This is a genomic window from Kitasatospora cathayae, from assembly GCF_027627435.1.
Taxonomy (GTDB): domain Bacteria; phylum Actinomycetota; class Actinomycetes; order Streptomycetales; family Streptomycetaceae; genus Kitasatospora; species Kitasatospora cathayae.
Genome location: NZ_CP115450.1, coordinates 8,082,137 through 8,102,116 on the forward strand (window position 1 = coordinate 8,082,137; position 19,980 = coordinate 8,102,116).

The 19,980-nt window shown below is 74.3% G+C and carries 13 protein-coding genes and 1 pseudogene; 8 read left to right on the plus strand and 6 right to left on the minus strand.

Translation table 11 applies throughout. From position 1 onward, the window contains the following. Nucleotides 1–12: 12 nt before the first annotated feature. Nucleotides 13–262, minus strand: a pseudogene (locus O1G21_RS36100) (hypothetical protein); the annotation flags it as partial. 472 nt (nucleotides 263–734) lie between these two features. Here O1G21_RS36100 and O1G21_RS36105 point away from each other — a divergent pair. Both O1G21_RS36105 and O1G21_RS36110 read left to right on the plus strand, forming a co-directional pair. Further along, a complete protein-coding gene (locus O1G21_RS36105) occupies nucleotides 735–3,506 on the plus strand; it encodes an SdrD B-like domain-containing protein (RefSeq protein ID WP_270149750.1) in 2,772 nt (923 codons plus the stop codon). 128 nt (nucleotides 3,507–3,634) lie between these two features. Continuing rightward, nucleotides 3,635–4,426, plus strand: a complete 792-nt coding sequence (locus O1G21_RS36110; protein ID WP_270149752.1) for a hypothetical protein — start codon at nucleotides 3,635–3,637, stop codon at nucleotides 4,424–4,426. Between the two features lie 20 nt (nucleotides 4,427–4,446). Here O1G21_RS36110 and O1G21_RS36115 read toward each other — a convergent pair whose 3' ends face one another. After that, entirely contained in the window at nucleotides 4,447–6,114 is a 1,668-nt protein-coding gene (locus O1G21_RS36115) for an FAD-binding dehydrogenase (protein ID WP_270149754.1), read from the minus strand. Between the two features lie 97 nt (nucleotides 6,115–6,211). Between O1G21_RS36115 and O1G21_RS36120 the strand changes: the two genes are divergently transcribed. Further along, nucleotides 6,212–7,456, plus strand: a complete 1,245-nt coding sequence (locus O1G21_RS36120) for a helix-turn-helix domain-containing protein (protein ID WP_270149755.1) — start codon at nucleotides 6,212–6,214, stop codon at nucleotides 7,454–7,456. Between the two features lie 131 nt (nucleotides 7,457–7,587). Continuing rightward, nucleotides 7,588–7,980: a hypothetical protein gene (locus O1G21_RS36125; RefSeq protein ID WP_270149757.1), complete on the plus strand. Its 393-nt coding sequence runs from the start codon at nucleotides 7,588–7,590 to the stop codon at nucleotides 7,978–7,980. 106 nt (nucleotides 7,981–8,086) lie between these two features. Here O1G21_RS36125 and O1G21_RS36130 read toward each other — a convergent pair whose 3' ends face one another. Further along, a complete protein-coding gene (locus O1G21_RS36130) occupies nucleotides 8,087–10,492 on the minus strand; it encodes a helix-turn-helix domain-containing protein (protein WP_270149759.1) in 2,406 nt (801 codons plus the stop codon). A 207-nt stretch (nucleotides 10,493–10,699) separates the two neighbouring features. Between O1G21_RS36130 and O1G21_RS36135 the strand changes: the two genes are divergently transcribed. The 3 genes from O1G21_RS36135 (at nucleotide 10,700) to O1G21_RS36145 (ending at nucleotide 13,185) form a co-directional block, all read left to right on the plus strand. Then, the gene (locus tag O1G21_RS36135) at nucleotides 10,700–11,398 is read left to right on the plus strand and encodes a hypothetical protein (protein WP_270149761.1); all 699 of its coding nucleotides are present in this window, start codon (nucleotides 10,700–10,702) and stop codon (nucleotides 11,396–11,398) included. Nucleotides 11,399–11,647: 249 nt separating this feature from the next. Further along, complete coding sequence (locus O1G21_RS36140; RefSeq protein ID WP_270149763.1) at nucleotides 11,648–12,805, plus strand: baeRF2 domain-containing protein; 1,158 nt, start codon at nucleotides 11,648–11,650, stop codon at nucleotides 12,803–12,805. Nucleotides 12,806–12,906: 101 nt separating this feature from the next. Continuing rightward, on the plus strand, nucleotides 12,907–13,185 hold the full coding sequence (locus tag O1G21_RS36145; protein WP_270149765.1) for a DUF6296 family protein: 279 nt from the start codon (nucleotides 12,907–12,909) through the stop codon (nucleotides 13,183–13,185). 160 nt (nucleotides 13,186–13,345) lie between these two features. Here the strand turns inward: O1G21_RS36145 and O1G21_RS36150 are convergent, their stop codons facing one another. Together O1G21_RS36150 and O1G21_RS36155 are read right to left on the minus strand one after the other, a co-directional pair. Further along, entirely contained in the window at nucleotides 13,346–14,818 is a 1,473-nt protein-coding gene (locus O1G21_RS36150) for an NADH-quinone oxidoreductase subunit NuoF family protein (RefSeq protein ID WP_270149767.1), read from the minus strand. Nucleotides 14,819–14,841: 23 nt separating this feature from the next. Beyond that, on the minus strand, nucleotides 14,842–15,600 hold the full coding sequence (locus O1G21_RS36155) for a hypothetical protein (protein ID WP_270149768.1): 759 nt from the start codon (nucleotides 15,598–15,600) through the stop codon (nucleotides 14,842–14,844). Between the two features lie 601 nt (nucleotides 15,601–16,201). Here O1G21_RS36155 and O1G21_RS36160 point away from each other — a divergent pair. After that, a complete protein-coding gene (locus O1G21_RS36160) occupies nucleotides 16,202–18,805 on the plus strand; it encodes a SpoIIE family protein phosphatase (RefSeq protein ID WP_270151451.1) in 2,604 nt (867 codons plus the stop codon). Nucleotides 18,806–18,891: 86 nt separating this feature from the next. Here O1G21_RS36160 and O1G21_RS36165 read toward each other — a convergent pair whose 3' ends face one another. Then, a complete protein-coding gene (locus O1G21_RS36165) occupies nucleotides 18,892–19,980 on the minus strand; it encodes an MDR/zinc-dependent alcohol dehydrogenase-like family protein (protein ID WP_270149769.1) in 1,089 nt (362 codons plus the stop codon).

Consider the following 19,980-nt stretch of genomic DNA (forward strand, 5'->3'; position numbering starts at 1 on the left):
GACCGTGGTGAGGAAGCCGGCCGTGCGCAGCGCGGAGAGGATCGCCTCGACGGCGGAGGTCTCGTGGGTGCGGCCGGTGGTGCGGTGAGCGGCGAGCAGGGCGGCCCGGGGGTGGGCCGGGTGGGCGGGGTGGATCCGCAGGCCGATGCTGTTCGATCAGCCGCAGGGCCGTGCCGGTGATCAACTCCCGGGAGAGCGCGACGCGTTGCTTGGTGGGTCTGCGGCGGCGCCGGCGGGGCTCGGGCACTGCGCGTTCGCTCATGCCGCGCAGGCTGTGTCGACGCCGTTGACGGACGACAGGGGTCGGCCGGCGGATTTCCGGGCGCGGCGGTCCGGATCGTCCTCCGCTCGCGGACGAAGCTTGCTCCCGGGGCTGGTGGGTTGGAATGAATCGCGGACGGTTCTGTGCGAGCTGTGTCGAAATTCCACGACCTTCGTAGTCGTGTTCGACGCGACGGTCACCTTCCGCGGTCGGGCGCTTTTGTCGACATGACGCTTGTTCCGTGCCCAGAGGACGCCTCGGGCCGGATCCGTGCTGGTCGGAACGGTCGCACCGTGAGTTGCCGAAGAGGGGGGCGTCAAGGAGACGCCTGACTGGACATCAAAGTTCCACGTTCTGCTGCCTAGTTGGGTGAATTGCCTTTAAGCTCACGTTAATCATGTCGGATTCAGGCCACTCTGTGGGCTTCCTCCGGTAGTCGGGCCATTGGGCCTTTCAGACGATGAGAGCAGGGATGAGAACAACGAACGAACTGATGAACGGCGCCGCGCGCGGCCCGTCCCGGTCACGGCCGGGCCTGCCCGGCCGTCGTGCCGTCGGCCGGTTCGCGGCGCTCGCCATCGCCGTCGGCAGCAGCTCGCTGGCGGCCGTCCCGGCGGCGGTCTCGCAGACCGGCGACGGGACGGTCACCGTGAAGGTGATCCGAGCCGTGGACAACTCCGGCACGTACACGCCCGCGCTGGAGCCGGGCATGGCGGGCGTCAAGGTGACGCTCACCGATGACGCCGGGGTCTCGATCGACGGGACCACGGCGGCGGACGGCACGGTGACGCTGTCGCCCGCGACCGGCAAGGCCACCGGCGGCAAGTACCGGGTGCAGGTGGTGAACCCGAAGCCGGGCGTGCTGTTCCCGGCCTTCGCCTCCCGCCAGGGGCTGGACGGCGCGCCCGACCAGCTCAGCTCCAACGAGGAGTTCGTCGACCTCTCCGGGGGCAAGAACGTCTCCTACACCACCGGGTTGTGGAACCCGGCGGACTACTGCCAGAAGAACGCGCCGCTGGCGACGGCCTGTCAGACGCCCACCTACCAGGGCGGCGCCCAGCGCACGCTGGTCACCTTCCCGTACAGCGCGCGCGGCCAGGACGGCGTCACCGCCAACGCCACCGACATCGCCACCGACGCCGAGACCGGCACGATCTACGGCCTCGCCTGGAACAAGGCCGACAAGCGGCTGTTCTCCGCGGCGACGGCCAAGCGGACCACCGACTACGGCCCCGGCGGCTCCGGCGGGATCTACGTCACCGACCTGAGCGACCCGGCGAAGAAGAAGACGACCGTCTTCACCACCGTGCCGAACGCGGGCAGCACCGCGCACGGGCCGGGGACGGACGACGCCTTCCTCGACGTGCCCGGAAAGGAGAGCCTGGGCGGCATCAAGATCACCGACGACGGCAAGGACCTGTTCGTCGTCAACCTGAACGACCGCAAGCTCTACCGCTACGACGCCACCAAGCCGACGGCCTCGGCGCCCAAGGCCTCCTACCCGATCCCGGACCCGGGCTGCCCGTCGGCCGCGGACTGGCGGCCGTACGGCCTCGGCATGCAGGACGGCACCGGCTACCTCGGCGGGGTCTGTTCCGGCGAGTCCACCGGCAAGCTCACCGACGTGCGCGCCATGGTCCTGCCGTTCGACCTCGGCACCGGGGAGTTCGGCAAGCCGGTGCTGAACCAGCCGATGGACTACCCGCGGCAGTCCACCGTCGGCGGCGGCCCGTGCGACGGCGCGGGCTGGTTCGCGTGGACCAGCACCTTCCCGGCCTCGCAGAACGGAAAGGTCTGCGGCAGGACCACCATCGCGTTCCCCGAACCGGAGCTCGGCGAGATCCTGTTCGAGACCGACGGCTCGATGCTGCTGGCCTTCAAGGACCGCTTCGCCGACCGCGGACCGGGCGCCCCGGCGCCCAATTCGGCCACCGTGATGTCCGGCGGCGACCTCGACAAGGCCTGCCCGTCGAACGGCACGTACGTGATGGACGTCAACCTCGGCTGTGGCAAGACCGTCCGGGGCGCCCGGTTCTTCTCCACCGGCTGGGACGAGGTGGGCCACCACAACACGGTGTTCGCCGGCATCGCGCTCTCCAAGGTCGAGAGCACCGTCGCCGGCTCCGCCTTCGACCCGGACCACACCGCGGTCGGCTACGGCACGTCGTTCATGGAGCGGGCGGACGGCGCGCACGACCCGAAGTTCGGCCTGCGGCTGACTCCGGCGGGGACCGCCTCGCCGTTCGGCAAGGGCGCCGCGATGGGCGACCTCGAAGTGCTCTGCGACCAGGCGCCGCTGCAGATCGGCAACCGGGTCTGGTACGACCCCGAGCGCAAGGGCATCCAGAACCCGGGCCAGCTCCCGGTGAAGGGCGCCACCGTCAACCTCTACGACGAGTCGGGCAAGGTGGTCGGCACCACCAGGACGACGGCGCGCGGCGAGTACTACTTCGACGACAGCAACGTCACGGGGGGCCTCAAGCCGCACACCAAGTACACGATCCGCATCGACAACCCCGCCGACTACGCCAAGGGCGGCCCGCTGTACCACTGGGTCCCCACGGACCACGACGTCGGCGACAACCATTTCATCGACTCCAAGGGCATCGTCCCGGCCGGCACCAAGTTCCCCGAACGGGCGCTGACCACCGGCGGACCGGGCGAGAACAACCACACCTACGACTTCGGCTACCGCCAGCAGGAGGGCGCGCTGAAGCTGGTCAAGCACGACCAGGACGGCAAACCGCTGGCCGGTGCCAAGTTCCGGCTGTGGCACGAGACCAACGGCACCGACGGTCTGCAGACCACCGGGGCCAAGCCGGACACCCCCGTCGGTGACCCCTGCACCACCGGCGCCGACGGCATCTGCCAGGGCAGCGGCGTGCCCGGGACGTACTACTGGCAGGAGCTGAGCCCGCCCGACGGCTACTCGGCGCCGGACAGCACGGTCTTCGGACCGCTGGTGCTCACCGCCGACAACCTCGAGGACGGGGTCAGCGTCACGGCCGTCAACAAGCTGATCCCCACCCCGACGCCGACGTCGACCCCGACGCCAACCCCGACGCCGACGCCGACCACACCGCCGAGCACGCCGGCCCCACCGGCGCCCGCTCCCGGTGGCGAACTGCCGCACACCGGTGCGAGCAGCGGGCTCCCGCTGATCGCGACCGGCGCCGCGGCGCTGATCGCCCTCGGTGGGGCACTGTACGTGCTGGTGCGCCGACGCCGGGCCCAGCACCGCTAGGAGCTGTCCCGCTCTGACGGGATGGTGACACCCGGATCGGGCGGGTTCGCGGACCGCAACGGACCGCGAACCCGCCCGACTCCCGTGTTCGACGCGGACGTGAAGAAGAGATCGGAGTGGACCCCCGGATGGCCCGGAAGACGAAGACCAGCCCCCGCCCGCCCCGGCGCAGGCGGACCCGCCGGCTGACGGCGCTGATCGCGACCGTGGTGTGCGCCGCCGTGGCGGGCGGCGTCGTCGCCTACCAGACCGTCTCCGACCAGGCCCCGGAACGCCCGGTCACCACCGAGGAGGCGGGACGGCTGGCACTGTCCCGGCTGAACCTCTACCAGGCCAGCCCGGTCGGGGTGGTGCTCACCGCCGACGAGGGCGGGGGAGTGCGGATCCTGGTCGAGGGCGTCGTGGACTACCGCACCCACCGTGGCGTGGGCCGCTACCGGAGCACCGGCGCGAGCGGGTCGCTCGACCACGGCCTGGTGGTCTGGGACACCGGCGGCCTCGGCCTGGCCCCCGAGCCGGCGGGCGACCAGAGACCGCCCTGGGAGCAGGCAGAACACATCCCCCGCTCCGGCTGGTCGCCGCGCTCGTACACCGCCGACCCCTTGGACGCCGGCCTCCAACTGCTCACCCAGGTCGGCGCCGACCGTCCGGACAACCCGCTGCTGCTCGCCCAGTCCGGCGCCCGCTGGCTCGGCCGGGACCGGATCGACGGCGGGGGCTACGACCGCTTCGCCGGCCCGCGCGCCCAGGGCGCCGCGCCGGACGGAAAGAGCTCACCGCTGACGTACTGGGTCGACGGCGACGGCAACCTGCGCCGGGTCACCATGCGGATGGCGGGCCTGGGCACCCCGACCAGCGTGGACTTCTCCGGCCGCGACGCCGACGCCAAGCTCCCCGAGGCGCCCTGGCTCACCGGCTGACCACGCCCGGTGACCGCGGCTCAGCGGCGGCGGGCGATCGCCAGGCCGGCCGCTCGCCCCGAGAAGATGCAGCCGCCCAGGAAGGTGCCCTCCAGCGCGTTGTACCCGTGCACGCCCCCGCCGCCGAAGCCGGCCACCTCCCCGGCGGCGTAGAGACCGGGGACCGGGGCGCCGTCGCCGTCGAGCACCCGGGAGTCCAGGTCGGTCTGCAGGCCGCCGAGCGTCTTGCGGGAGAGGATGTTGAGCCGCACGCCGATCAGCGGGCCGTGCGCCGGGTCGAGGATCCGGTGCGGCCTGGCGACCCGGGCGATCCGGTCGGTCAGCGAGCGGCGGGCGTTGTGGATCGCCATCACCTGGGCGTCCTTGCTGAACGGGTTGGCCAGTTCGCGGTCGCGGGCGAAGATCTGCCGCTCGATCTCGGCGAGGTCGAGCTTCGGGCCGCGGGCGATCCCGTTCATGGCGGCGACCAGCTCGGGCAGGGTACGGGCGACGACGAAGTCCTCGCCGTGCTGCTTGAACCGCTCCACCGGGCCCGGGGCGCCCTTGGCCAGCCGGCTCCGCAGCGCGAACTTGAGGTCCCGGCCGGTCAGATCGGGGTTCTGTTCCGAACCGGAGAGCGCGAACTCCTTCTCGATGATCGACTGGGTCAGGACGAACCACGAGTAGTCGTGGCCGGTCGCCAGGATCTGCTTCATCGCGCCGATCGAGTCGGCGCCCGGCACACCGGACATCCCGGTCAGCCGGCGCCCCTCGGCGTCGAACCACATGGAGGACGGGCCGGGCAGGATCCGGATGGCGTGGTCCGGCCAGACCGGGTCCCAGTTGTGGACGCCCTCGGTGTAGGCCCACATCCGGTCCCGGTTGACCACCCGGCCGCCCGCCCGCTCGGTGATGGCCAGCATCCGGCCGTCGACGTGGGCGGGGACGCCGGAGATCAGGTGCCCGGGGGCGGGGCCGACCCGGTCGACGGGCCAGTTCGCCCGCATCAGCGCGTGGTTGTGCCCGATGCCGCCGGAGGTCACCACGACCGCCGCCGCCCGCTCCTCGAACGAACCGGCCTCCTCGCGCGAGGACTCGACCCCGCGTCCGGAGTCGTCCGGCGCCAGCACCGCACCCCGGACGCCGACCACCGCGCCGTCCTCGGTCAGCAACTCGTCCACCCGGTGCCGGAACGCGAACCGCACCAGCCCGCCGCGCTCCGCCCGCAGCACCGGACGGAGGAACGCCTCCACCACGCCGGGCCCGGTGCCCCAGGTGATGTGGAAGCGCGGCACCGAGTTGCCGTGCCCGGTGGCCGAACCGGCACCCCGCTCCGCCCACCCCACCAACGGCACCACCCGGTGGCCGAGTTCGCGCAGGTACCGGCGCTTGCCGCCGGCCGCCCAGGCCAGGTACGCCTCGGCCCAGCGCCGCCCCCAGCGGTCCTCGTCGTCCAGCCGGTCGAAGGCCGCCGAACCGAACCAGTCCTGCCGGGCCAGCTCCAGGGAGTCCCTGATCCCGACCCGGCGCTGCTCCGGGCTGTCCACGAAGAACAGGCCGCCGAGCGACCAGAACGCCTGGCCGCCCAGGTTCCGCCGGTTCTCCTGCTCGACCACCAGCACCCGCCGGCCGGCCTTCGCCAGCTCGTGCGTCGCCACCAGTCCGGCCAGTCCGGCTCCGACCACGATGACCTCGGGCTGGAACGGCATTCGGCTCTCCCTCGGGACGGTCACCGTCGCCCGGTCGCGACGGCTGCGCGCCCCCATGGTCGCGGCAGGGCGCGGGGACCGGCACTAGGCTTGTCAGATGGTGACAAAGAAGACTGTGCCACCAGTACAAAGCGAACCGGCGCAAAGCGAACCGGCACAGGCCGACCGGCACGCCGCCGTGGCGCGGATCCTGGCGGACGAGACCGGGATGGTCGACGCCTTCATGGCCGCCATCGCCCGGGAGATCCCCGCCTACGCCAACCTCGACGCCGGCCAGCTCGAGGAGGTCCGCTCCATCATCGTCTGGACGCTCCGCCGGGTCCTCGAACTCTGGGCCGTGGACGGCGCGTTGGGCGCCGAGGACATCCGGATGTTCCGCGGCGTCGGCGCGGCCAGGGCGCGCGACGCCCGTCCACTGGCAGCCGTGCTGCGGGCCTACCGGGTCGCCGCGCTGGCCTTCTTCGACCGGATCGGCGAACGCTTCGCCGACGTCGTCTCGGTCCGCGACCTCAGCGCGCTCGCCCGGGTCTGGCTGACGGTGCTCGACCAGTCCTCCGAGGCCATCTTCGACGGCTACGAGTCCACCGGGCGGATCCTCGGCGAGGACCGCGAGCGCTCCCTCCGGGGCCTGCTCACCGACCTGCTGCTCGGCCGGCAGAGCCACGCCGGCACCCTGCGCGCCCGGCTGCGCGAGCTCGACGCGGAACTGCCGTCCTCCTTCGACCTGATGGTGGTGTCCCCGGCGGCCGGCGCGGCCGAGGCGGCGGAGCGGGCGGCGGCCCTGGTGACCGCCGCCCTGGACGCCCGGGCCGCGGGAGAGGCTGCCGAGCTCGAACTCACCTCGCTGCACACCACCCTGGACGGCGTCGGAGTCGCCCTGGTCAAGGCGGTCGACGTGCCGCTGCTGGACCGCCTGGCGGCCGGGCACGACCTCACCGGCGCCCTGCTCACCGGCGTCACCGCCGCCACCGCGCCGCGCGCCCACCGGCTCGCCGTCCACGGCCTCCGGCACGCCTCGCCGCTGGTGTGGACCGAGCGCCGGGTGCTCGACTGTGGCGACCTGGAGGTGGTGGCCCTGGTCACCGGCCACCCGGACGCCGATCCGGTACTGGTGGCCGAAGCCGTGCTCGGCCACCTCGCCCAGGACGACGAAACCCGGCGGACCCTCGACGCGGTGATCTACTCCGACGGCGCTCCCGCCGCGGCCGCCCGCCTCCACGTCCACCCGCAGACCGTCCGCTACCGGATGCGCCGGCTGGCCGCCGCCACCGGCCGCGACCCGCGGACCCCGTGGAACCGCTTCGTCCTCCAGACCGCCCTGCTCGCCGGCGCTTCCCGGTAGTGGGTGTCCGGGAGCGTCCGGGATTGTCCGGGACGGTGCTCGACCGGTTGTCCTCCGTCCCGCCGGCTGCTGGGGTTCGGGGTGTTCCCGGCGCCAACCCCGGGGCGGAATCGACCCGTTGGAGGAGCACCATGCGATTCACCAGGACCAGGAAGCGCCTCGCCGCCGCCGCGATCGCCGCGGCGGCGATGGGCGTGATCGGGATCGGCACCGCGAGCTCGGCCCAGGCCGCCACGACCGCCGAGGGCAGCTGGGCGTTCGGTACCGGCGGCTGCAATGCGATCGAGAACGTCGCGCTGGGCAGCGACTACCACGACTACATGGACATCGTCCCGACCGCCAACCCCGGCCACTGCCTGTTCGGTGTCTTCGACCGGAACGCCTGGAAGTGGTTGGGAGCCGCCGGCGCGACCCCCAGCAGCAACCCGTCACCGTGGTACTACGACGGACCGGGCCAGAGCCTGGAGGCGTGCCTGATCGACACGGCCAACAACAACACCTGGGCGTGCGGTCCGATCAACTGAGCCAGGTGCGGTGAGCCGGGTGGGAGCGGCCCTTGCGAGTCCGCTCCCGCTGCTCAGCCCCAGCCGGACGCGGCCCCGGAGAGCTGCTCCCGCCCGCCCCTGCGGGTCACTCCGTCAGGGAGTCGAGCAGGGCCCGGGCCTCGTCCGCCTCGGGGATGTCCAGCGAGGTGTGGATCTCGACGGCCTGTTCGGCGTGCTTCCGGGCGGTGCCGGGTTCTCCCAGGCGCTGGTGGGTGCGCGCCAGCCCGAAGTGGATGCGGCCGAGGTTGTACCGCTCACCGGTGTGCGGTAGGTACTCCATCGCGGCCCGGTAGTGCCGGAGGGCGCTCACCGGAGCGTCCATGGCCAGCAGGGCTTCGCCGAGCAGGGTGTGCGACTCGGCTTGACCGAAGGTGTCACCGAGGTCCCGGTGCAGGTCCAGCGCCTCCTGGTACAGGTCGAGGGCCTCCGGATGGCGTCGCAGCCTCTGCTGGTGCTCGCCGAACTGGTTGAGCGCTATGGCCTGGCCGAGGCGGTTGCCGCTGCGCCGGTGGAAGTCCAGCGCCGCACGGTGGTGCTCCAGGGCCTCCTGCAGCCGTCCGAGTCTGGTCAGCGTGGGTCCCAGGTTGATCAGGGCGATCGCCTCGACCGCCGGATCGGGGATGTCCCGGCTGAGCCACAGCGCCCGCCGGTGGTGGTCGAGGGCCTCCTCCAGGCGCCCCATCCGGGTCAGGGTGAGGCCCAGGTTGGCCAGGACGTGGGCCTCACCGTTGCGGTTGCCGGTCCGCTGCTGGAGCTCCAGGGCCTGGTGGAGGAGGTCGAGCGCCTGGCGGAAGTCGCCGAGCTGGTACCGGACCAGCCCGAGCTGCCGTAGCGCGGCCGCCTCACCGGCCTCATCGCCGAGCCGCCGAGTGGCCTGCACGGCGCGGACACCCAGCCCGAGTGCCTCCTGGGCGGGCAGGTGGCGCTTGAGGTGGCGCCAGAGGATCGCCGGCAGGTCCGCCGCGTACTCGGGCAGGCCGGCGTCGGTGGCGTGGCGGATGAGCGCCAGCAGGTTGGCCCGCTCCCCGGTCAGCCAGTCCGCCGCGTCCGCCCCGTCGGCGAACACCAGCGGGGCACCACCGGGCGCGGGCGGCTGCGGTCGGTGATGCCGTTCCAGCGGGGCCAGCAGGTCCATCGCCGAGGCGGCGGTGTGCCGGTAGTGGTCGAACAGCCGGATGAGCGCGGCTCGTTGGAGGGGTTCGGGTTCCTCCCGGGCGAGCAGTTCACCGGCGAAGGCGCGCAGCAGGTCGTGGAAGGTGTACCGGAAGGCCGTCCGTTCGACCAGCAGGTGGTGGTTGTGCAGCGACTCCAGCAGTTCCTCGGCCTCGTCCAGCGGCGCGTCGACCAGGGCGGCGAGGGCGTGCGGCGTGACGTCCTCGCCCGGCTGCAGCGAGGCCAGCCGGAACGCGCGCTGCTGGGCGGAGGTGAGGGAGCGAAGGGAATCCACGAAGGCCGCCGCGACGCCCCGGTCGTGGTCGGAGAGCTCGGTCAATAACCTCTGCGGACGCCGGATCCGCTGAAGCAGCTCGACGGGCGTCCAGACGGGATGGTGGGCCAGTCTGGCAGCGGCGATCCGCAGCGCCAGCGGCAGTCTTCCGCACAGTGCGACGATCTCGTCCACGGTGCCGGCATGACCCGCGACCCGGTCCGGGCCGGCGATCCGGGCGAACAGCTCCACCGCCTCGTCATGGCTCAGCACGTCCAGGGGCACGCTGACCGCCCCGTCCAGTGCGGGCATCCGCCGCCGGGACGTCACCAGCACCAGGCAGCGCGGGCCGCCGGGGATCAACGGGCGGACCTGCTCGGCGTCGACGGCGTTGTCCAGCACGATCAGGTACCGCCTGCCCGCCGCCCGGCTGCGCCACAACTCGGCGCGCTCCTCGGTGCGCGACGGCAGCGCGGTCTCACTGACACCGACCGCCCGGAGCAGGCTCGCCAGGGCCGCGCCCGGTTCGAGCGGGCGCTGGTCCGGAGTGAAACCGCGCAGGTCCACGAACAGCTGCCCGTCGGGGAACCGGCCGGCGAGGGTGTGCCCGACGTGGACGGCCAGGGCGGTCTTGCCGACACCGGCCATGCCGTCGATGGCCGAGATCACCAGCGGACCGGACCGGGCACCGCCCGGTCCGGCGGCGAGGGCCAGCAGCCGGTCCACCTCGCCGCGCCGTCCGGTGAAGTCCGGGACGGCGTACGGCAGCAGCCGGGGCACCACGTGTTCGACCGGCTCCCGGCCGGGCTGCGGCTCCGACTCCCCGCGTGCCGCGGAGAGCAGCCGGTCGCGGTCGGCCGGGTCCAGCCCCAGCGCGGTGGCCAGCCGCGCCACCGACGACAGGCGGGGCTGTCGCCGCCCCGACTCCAGCACGCTGATCGCGTGCGTCGAGATGCCTGACCGTTCCGCGAGCTCCTCCTGCGTCCATCCGGTCGAGTACCGGTACCGTCGCAGCAGCGTTCCGAAATCCCCCAGCACGATCGCCTCCGATGGATGGTCAGCCACGGGGACGACGACGGCAGGAACGGCCCGGCGCCCGAAACGCTTCCCCCGTCGGTGACTCCTGGCCTGCGGCCCTGACGGGCCCCTGACAACAGATCATCATAGAACGCCAAGCGAACGCCATGGAGTGACCGGCCGGCGTTGGTCAGGATGGTCCCCGGCACGCACGCCGCGATCGGCCGGTCGAGCCGATCACTCAAGGGGGTTCAGATGACCGAGCGAGACCTGGACGGGGATGCGGACCGGTTACCGGAAGGGGCTACGGCGACCGTGCCCGATCCGGGCGGAGCGACCACGGCGCAGGAGTTCGTCCGCCGGCTCCGGGCGTTCAAGGCGTGGTCCGGCAACCCGTCGCTGCGCGAACTCGAGCGCCGCACCGGCCTTCCGCGCAGCACCCTCTGGGGGGACCTGAGCCCTCAGCGGAGCTGCCTCCCGCCCCTGGAACGGGTGTTGGCGCTCGCCACCGCCTTCGGCGCGCCCACCGAGGAGCTCGCGCGCTGGCAGTCCGCCTGGCAGCGCATCCAGATGCGGCAGCAGTCGGCCGAGCGAGCGGCGCCGACCGCGCAGGCCGCCGTCGAGCCACCGGCGCCGGTCTCGTGCGCCGCCGTCGAGCCGCCTGCACCCGACGGGGCACCGCGGGCACTCCGGGCACCGGCTCGGACCGGACGCCACCGATTCGCCCGTCGGCGCCTCCTGTGGCCCGTACTGGTGCTCGGCGGCCTGCTCGCCGCCCTGCTGGCCCTGCCCCGGACCGCCGCCCGGGTCACCGGCGGGAGGGCCGCCGCAGCCGCACCGGTGCTCGCGCACGGTACGGCCGCCGCGGGTCGGCGCTCCCGCCGGTCCCCGGCAGTCGGCACCGTCACTGCCGCGGCCCTCGTGACCCGGTTCCTGAACGGGCTCCGCGCGTGACCGTCAGGACCGGTACCCGACCGGCCGGGAGCCGGCGCTGCGGCGCAGCAGCCCGTCGACGGGGCCGGCGCGGGGTCGTCGATCATGCTCGCGGTCTCGCTCTCGGGGTCGGTCCGGTTACCGGGCGGGTTCGACTCGGCGGCAGCCGGCCCGCTCCCGACCGGACCCACCAGGGTCCGCGGCCCGCGCGGGTGTCCGACGGGCGAAGCCGGGTAGGCGTCGGATAGCCACCTACTCCGGGAGGCCGCCATGGACCTCGCGTTCCTCACTCCGTTGCTCGACCGGCCCGGTCCCTGGGCCTCGCTGTACCTGGACACCTCTCGCGCCACCGAGGACGCCGCCCCGCGCCGCGCCCTGATCGACCGGGCCGCCGTTCACCGGCTCGCCGGGCTCGGCGTCGACGAGGGCACCTGCGACGCCGTCCGCGACCACCTGGCCGGCGAACCGGCCGCCGCCTCGCCCCCGGGGCGGGCGCTGTTCGCCGCCGACGGCCAGGTCGCGCTGGACGTCCCGCTGATGGAATCGCCGCCGGACGTCGGCGCCACCTGGGCGCCGCTGCCGCACACCGCGCCGCTGCTCGGCCTGCTGGACGACGCCGCGCCGCGCTGTCTGGTGGTGGCCGTCGACCGCACCGGCGCCACGCTGGAGCAGCGCGAGCTCGGCCGCGCCGCGCCGCTCGGCACCGTGGAGGGCCGGCAGTGGCAGGGCCGCGGTCACCGCGCCCCGCCCGCGGACCGGTACGAATGGCACTACCGCCACCGCGTCGAGGACGCCTGGGAGCGCACCGCCACGATCATCGCCGACCAGCTGGCCCGGATCTGGCCCGCCAGCGGCGCCGGCCTGCTGGTGCTCACCGGTGACGCCCGCGAGCGCCGGGCGGTCCGCGAGCAGCTGCCCCGGCAGCTGCGGCCGGACACCGTCGAGGTCGACGGCGGCGGCCGGGCCGACGGCACCGACCGGGACGTCTTCGACCGTAGGATCGCCCAGGCCTGGGAGGAGCACCAGCAGCGGCACCTGAACACCGTGCTGGACGCCTTCCGCACCGGCGTCGGCCGCCCCGGCGAACACGCCACCGACGCCGCCGGTACCGAGACCGCACCCGGCGCAGCCGCCCAGGGCGTGCCCGCCGTGGTGAGCGCCGCCCGGCAGCACCAGCTCGCCGCCCTGCTCATCCAGTCGGGCGGGCACGATCCGGAGCGCCCGGTGTGGACCGGCCCGGAGCCGGAGCACATCGGCGTCCAGCGGGCCGAGCTGCGCGCCATGGGCGTGTCCGAACCGTGGCAGGCCCCGGCCGCCGACGCCCTGCTGCGCAGCGCCGCGGCGGTCGGTGCCGAGGCCCTGCTGGTGCCCGAGGCCGTGGACGGTCCGCCGGGCGGGCTGGGAGCCGTGCTGCGCTGGAGTGCCTGAGCCGGACGATCGGGCGGAAGATATCACCGTTCGTATACATGTTCCAGGGAGCGGAGGAGAATCGACGACACGGGGCGGGGAGTCCGACGAGGAGGCCGTCCATGAAGAGCCTTGAACGCCGCTACGCGGTGACCCTGCCCGGGCCGATCGGCGGGCACGCCCCGCCGGCCGTCATCGTGGTGCACGCCACCGAGCGGCTGGGGCCTGGCGGCGGGCCCGTCTGGGAGAACGCGGACGGGGACTTCCGGGTGGAGATCACCGGCGAGGTGGCCACCGTCCTGGCCGCTCCGCTCGGCTCCCCACGGCACCCGTGCCTGCACGCCGTGCCACTGCCCGACCGGGCCGTGCCACTACCCGACCGCGCCGCGCCCCTGCGCTGACGGCGAACACGATCACTGATCGGCCGTGCCCGGGGCCGACGGCGACGTGTGGTGCTGACTCGTTCCCGCCGGCAGGCTCCGCTCGGCAGGCCGACCAGCAGTGCGACGACCTGATCAGCGGGCTGCGCGGCGCGCGCAGGCCCGTTCCCCCGGCGGCCGCTCAGCGGAGGCGACCGGGGGAACGGCCGGGCCGGCGCATGCGCAGGGCCAGTGCGGGGCACTGGTTCACGGCCCGGCGGGCGTCGTGTTCCTGCCAGGGGGCGACCGGGACGGTGGTCGACGCGGGATAGCCGTGCGGGCCGAGCCGGACCAGGCCGGGCGCCAGCACGCCGCACAGTCCGTGCCCGGTGCAGCGGGACCAGTCCACCTCCAGGCGGGCGCCCTCGGCAGGAGGCAGCGGCAGCACGTCGAGGACCGGCCGGCCGCAGCCCGGGCCGCCGAGGTGGGCCTCGACGTCCCGGGCGAACACGTCGAGCGCGCTCAGCACGAAGCGGGCCGTGCCGTCCGGGTGCGAACAGGCGCCGCCGCCCTGCGCGCCGCCCAGGGCCTGCCGGACGTCCTCCAGGGCGGTCGGCCCGCCGGTGCCCGCGGCCAGCGCACCGAGCGCCTCGGCGGCGTCGGGCAGCCCGCGCCGGCACGGCCCGCACTGCCCGGCCGACTCACCCGCCAGCCAGGCCGCGACCCGGGCGACCTCGCCGAGCGGGCACGTGGCGGGCGGGAGCGCGACGATCGCGCCGGCGCCGAGGGTGCCGCCGAGCTCGGCCAGGCCCGTGCGCGAGAGCGGTGCGCCGACGGCGTCCGCCGGGTCCAGCCAGGCGCCGTGGTAGCCGCCCACCAGCACGCCGTCGCCCGGCCGCAGCCGGCACGCGTCCAGGACGTCTCCCAGCGCCGTGCCGAAGGGGGCCTCGACCACCAGGGGGCCCGTGCCGGGACGGTTGACCGTCAGCAGCAGCGTGCCCGGTTCCGCGTCGGTGCCTACGGCGGCGTATGGTCCGGGGCCGAGCCGGGCGGCCACGGCGAGCTGCGCCCAGGTCTCGGCGTTGGACAGCAGGGTCGGACGCCGCCGGACGCCGCCCGTTCCGCCCTCTGCCGCGCGGGACTTCACCGCGGCGGGGTGCACCGGAAGACCGTTGACCCCGCGGATCAGCGCGCTGGACTCGCCGGAGACGAAGCGCTCGGGCACGCACACGGTCCGGGCCGGGCACGGCAGTTCGCGCTCGTCGAGGGCGGCCGGGACGGAGGCCTCGCCGGGACTGCCGGCGGCGACGCCGATGACGATCTCCTCGGCCCCGAAGGCGGCCGCCGCGAGGACGGCGCCGTCGAGCACGAGGTGCGGGGCGCGGGCGAGCAGCATCCTGTCCTTGGCACTCGGGGGCTCGCCCTCCGAGCCGTTCACCACGATGACCGGGGCCGCCCCGCTGCGGGCGGCGGCGGTCACCGCGGCCCGGGCCTTGCGGGCGAACGGGAACCCGGCGCCCCCGCGGCCGCGCAGGTCCACGCGCTCGGCCAGGTCCAGCAGGTCGTCGCGGCCGAGCCGGGGGAGCGGGGGGTGGACCCGGACGTGGGCGGCGAGGTCCAGGCGCTGGAAGCGGTCCAGGCCGGCGGTCAGCCGGGCCGGTCCCAGAGGGCGCACCTGCGGCAGCTCGGGCCGGGGACTCACAGGCCACCGCCGGGCTGGAACAGCCCCGGGCGCCGGGGTGCGGCCGGGGCGGCGTGCCGCAGTCGCCGCGGCACCGGCACCGTGCCGGTGCGGGTCGGCGCGTCCGTCCTCGGCGGGAGCGGTGCGCCGGCCGGCTGGGCCTTCGAGCGGCGCCGGTGCACGGTGACGGTCCGGCGGTGCCCCACCCAGGAGAGGCTCCGTACCAACAGGGCGAGCGCGACCACGGCCGCGCACAGACCGTAGCCCCACAGCACCCAGGCGTGCGCCGGGCGCCCGGCGGTCAGGCCGTGGACCAGCGCGACCGGCCAGCAGGCGTACGCGCCCGAGTGCAGCACCCGCCAGAGCCAGGCGTGCCGGCTGCCCGCGAACCGTCCGCGGAACGCGCCCGTCGCCGCGACCAGGACGAGCAGGTCGGCCGCCACGGTTCCCAGGCCCACCGCGACGGCGGTGCCGCCGGTGAAGGGCAGGACCGCACTCCGCGGGTCGGCGTGGTGCTCGGCGACCTTGACCGCGATGTGGACGGCCAGGAACCCGAGCGCCGCGACGGCGGTCGCCCGGTGCACCGACTGGACGGCCACCCGCAGCCGCGGCGTCAGGACCAGTCGGTCGGTGGCGGCCAGCCCGGACACGACCGCCGCGGTCAGCGAGAGCAGGGTGAAGACCCCGGCGAAGTAGTCCAGGAAGGCGACGACGTGGCGGGCCAGGGCCGATGCGCCATCGACCGCGGTGGCGGCGAGAAGGACCGACGCGGGCATCTGGGCACCTGCTTCCGTGGGTTCGGGCCGGCGGCGGGGCGTGGACCGGCGGCGCTGCCGGCCCGGCCGGAGCGCCTCGAAACCCCGTCGGGGGGTGCACCCGGCCGTGCGGCCGGGGACACCGCTGGTCCGCCCATTCTTAGCGGCGCCGAACCGGCGGTGAAGGCCCCCGAATACGACGCGGGGCAGTAGGAGGGCCTCCGGACGGGGCGTTTCCGCGAAGCCCGGAAGCGGGCCCGTACCTACGGTCGGACGTAGTTGCTACTGTGAGTGACGTAACGGGGCTCACGCACCGGGCGCCGCGGACGGCGGCGAGCCGGTCGACCGGTCGGCCGGTGCCCTCGTCGGCGGGCCGGGGGCTGCGGAGAGCACCCGACCGATGACGGCGCGCCGCTGCGAGCCGATCCGTCCCCCGCTGGACGTGGCCCCTTCGTGCCGGAGCGAGACCATAGGTGTTATGGCGAGGGACACGGGCCCAGATCCCCGGGATCCGGGCCGGACGAGCGGTCATGGCGGGCGACGGCACCCACACCCGGTGCCGGGCGGCCCTCCGGTGCGGCGGCTGCGGTCGGTGCTGAACATCCGCAGTGTCGCGGGGCAGATGTTCCTGCTCCAGGTGCTGATCGTGCTGCTGCTCGTGGTGGCGGCGGTCCTCGCGCTACTGATCGAGTCCCGCAGCGACCGGTTCGCGGCGGCGCGCGACCGTTCGCTCGCCGCGGCCGAGTCGTTCGCCCACGGCCCCGGTCTGGTGGCGACGATGCAGGGACCCAACCCCAGCGCGGTGCTGCAGCCGCTGACCGAGGCGGCCCGCAAGGGCGCCCAGGTCGACTTCATCGTGGTGACCGACCGCAACGGCATCCGCTACACCCACCCCGAGCCGCAGCAGATCGGCAAGAAGTTCGTCGGCACCATCGGACCGTCGCTGCAGGGGCGGATCACCGTCGAGCGGGTGCACGGTCCGCTCGGCCTGGAGTACCAGGTGGTGGTCCCGGTGGAGGACACCCACGGCGGGGTCGTCGGCATCGTGTCCGCCGGGATGAAGGTCGCCAACGTCAGCAGCGCGATCGACCGCCAGCTGCCGGTCGTCCTGGGCGCCGGCGCCGTCGGGCTCGGCCTGGCCACGGCCGGGACGGCGCTGGTGGGCAGGCGTCTCCTGCGGCAGACCCACGGGCTGGGACCGGAGGAGATGACCAGGATGTACGAGCACCACGACGCGGTGCTGCACGCGGTGCGCGAGGGCGTGGTCATCGTCGGCGGCGACGGGCGGGTCCTGCTCGCCAACGACGAGGCGCGCCGGCTCCTGGAGCTTCCCCCCGAACCCGAGGGCCGCGCCGTCGCCGACCTCGGCCTCCAGCCCCGCGCGACCGAGCTGTTGCTGTCCGACAGCGCGGTCACCGACGAGGTGCTGCCCGTGGGTGACCGGCTGCTGGCCGTCAACAACCGTCCCACCGGCAGCGGGGGAGGGCCTCCGGGCAGCGTCACCACCCTGCGCGACTCCACCGAGCTGCGCGCCCTGGCGGGGAAGGCCGAGACCGCCCGCGGCCGGCTCAGGCTGCTCTACGACGCGAGCACGGCCATCGGCAGCACCCTGGACGTCCGGCGCACCGCCGAGGAGCTCGCCAGCACGGCCTGCCGGGAGTTCTGCGACTACGCCACCGTCGACCTCGCCGGAGAGGTCCTGCACGGCGAGGAGCCGCAGACCCCGACGGCCGGTGCCGAGGTGAGGCTGGTGCGGGTGGCGCTCGCGGGCATCCGGCACGATTCGCCGCTGTACCCCCAGGGCACGCTGGTCCGGTGGGCGGGGAGCACGCCGCAGGCGGCGGGGTTCGTCAGCGGGCGGTCCACGCTGGTCCCCGAGCTGGCGACCGACGTCGGGTGGCGCAGGCAGGACGCCGAGCGGACGCAGGCGGTGCTGGACTTCGGCCTGGCGTCGCTGATCGCCGTCCCGCTGACGGCGCGGGGCGTGCTGATGGGTGTCGCCTGCTTCTACCGCGGCCGGGACCGGGGCCCGTTCGAGGACGACGAGCTGTCCCTGGCCGAGGAGCTGGCCGCCCGGGCCGCCGTGTCCATCGACAACGCCCGCCGCTACACCCGCGAGCACACGATGGCCATCACCCTCCAGCACAGCCTGTTGCCGCGCGCGCTGCCCGAGCAGAGCGCCCTCGACGTCGCGTACCGCTACCTGCCGGCCCAGGCAGGGGTCGGCGGCGACTGGTTCGACGTCATCCCCCTGCCGGGCGCCCGGGTCGCGCTCGTCGTCGGCGACGTGGTCGGCCACGGCGTGCACGCGGCCGCGACCATGGGCCGGCTGCGCACCGCCGTCCAGAACTTCTCCTCCCTCGACCTGCCGCCGGACGAATTGCTCGGGCACCTGGACGAACTGGTCGCCCACCTGGACCAGGAGACGGCGGCGGCCGGGGGCGAGCTCACCATCACCGGCGCCACCTGCCTCTACGCGATCTACGACCCCAGCACCGCCACCTGTGCGCTGGCCCGGGCCGGCCATCCGCCGCCCGCCCTCGTCCACCCGGACGGCACGGCCGAACTCCTCGACCTTCCCAACGGTCCGCCGCTCGGCCTGGGCGGGATGCCCTTCGAAGCCGTGCAGGTGCGGCTGTCACCGGGGAGCGGCCTGGTCCTCTACACCGACGGCCTGGTCGAGGACCGGACCCGCGACATCGGCGCCGGCCTGGAGGTCCTCATGACCGTCCTGAGCCGCTCCGGCCGGTCGCCGCGATCGCCCCAGGAGATCTGCGAGGACGTGCTCGACGCCCTGCTGCCCGCCCGCCAGACCGACGACATCGCCCTCCTCGTCGCCCGCACCCGGGTGCTGGGGCCGGACCGGACCGCCGAGTGGGAGGTGGAGCCGACTCCCGAGGCCGTGGCCGGCGTCCGCGCCGTGGCCATCCGCCGGATCGCCGATTGGGGACTCGACGAGGCCGCCTTCGTCACCGAACTGGTGCTCAGCGAACTGGTGACCAATGCCATCCGCTACGGCGCCGCACCGATCCGGGTTCGGCTCCTCTACGACCGCACGCTGATCTGCGAGGTCTCCGACGGCAGCAGCACCGCCCCGCACCTGCGCTACGCGGTCGAGGAGGACGAGGGCGGCCGCGGCCTCTTCCTCGTCGCCCAGCTCACCGAACGCTGGGGCGTCCGCTACACCCCCGGTGGCAAGATCATCTGGGCCGAACAGCCGGTGTGACGCGGCCGTGCCCGGGGCGGCTCCGGTGATGGTGGTGCCGGAGCCCGGGCACGGCGGCACCGGGCGCCTCGGGGTCGGTGCCCGGGTCAGGGACGATCCGGGGTCGTCGGGCGCAGGTTGACGATCACCTTGCCGGGGAAGTCCTGCCGCTCGGTGGCGAGGTCCATGACCAGGCGCGGGAAGTCGTCCAGGTCGATCCGCCGGGAGGTGAGCTTCTCCAGGGGGAAGGCGTCCGGGTATCGGGCGCGCAGGCGGAAGCCCTCCTCGTAGTCCTCCCGGTGGCAGCCGTAGGCGCCCGCGACGGCGATCCGCCTTCCCCGGTGGTCGACCCGCTGGATCAGTTCCCGGCGGCGGATGGTGTCGATGTCGGCCTGGCCGGCCGGGAAGGTGTCGCCCTTGCGGGTGCCGCCGTAGACCAGCAGCACGGCGCCGTCGGCGGCCAGATCGGCGGCGGTCTCCAGGAGTTCGGTGGTGGCGACGGTGGGGGCCACGATCACGACGTCGAACCGGCCCTGGTGCCGCTCCGCCCCGGCCTCGGTCAACGGGTGGTTCTCGTCGTCGGCGAGCAGGCCCTGCTCCCGGGCGAAGGCACGGCGCGGCTCGCCGCGGTTGAAGACGGCGACCGACGCGCCCAGGTGCCGGGCGTACAGGGCGAAGGTGAGTCCGGCGCAGCCGGCGCCGATGACGGCCACCCGGCGGCCCCGGAGGTCGGCCAGGTCGGTGAGTTCGAGGAGCTTGCGGAGCGCGTGCACGATGCAGGCGAAGGGCTCGGGCATCCAGATGTCGTCCCGGATGTCCGCCTCGGGGACCCGCACCACGGCCTGGTCGAGCTGCGCCCCGGTGCCGTGGACGAAGACGTACTCGGCGAAGCCGGTGGTGCGGGTGGGAGTGATGTTGGGGTTGAGGGTGACGAGTTCGCCCTCGTGGAAGCCGGTGCGGGTGCCGGCGAAGGCCACGGTGCCGACGAGTTCGTGGCCGAAGAGCGGGCCGCGGTCCTCGGGGATGTCGCGCGAGCCGAGGATCTCCTTGGCGTCGGCGCGGCAGATGCCCAGGTGGTCGGGCTTGATCAGGACGGTGTCGGCGCCGAGCGCGTCGTGCGGGAAGGGGTGGGTGCCGAGGCTCACCACGCCGTCCCGCAGCGTGGTCGTGAGGTAGGTGGCGGGGAGGTTCGGCAC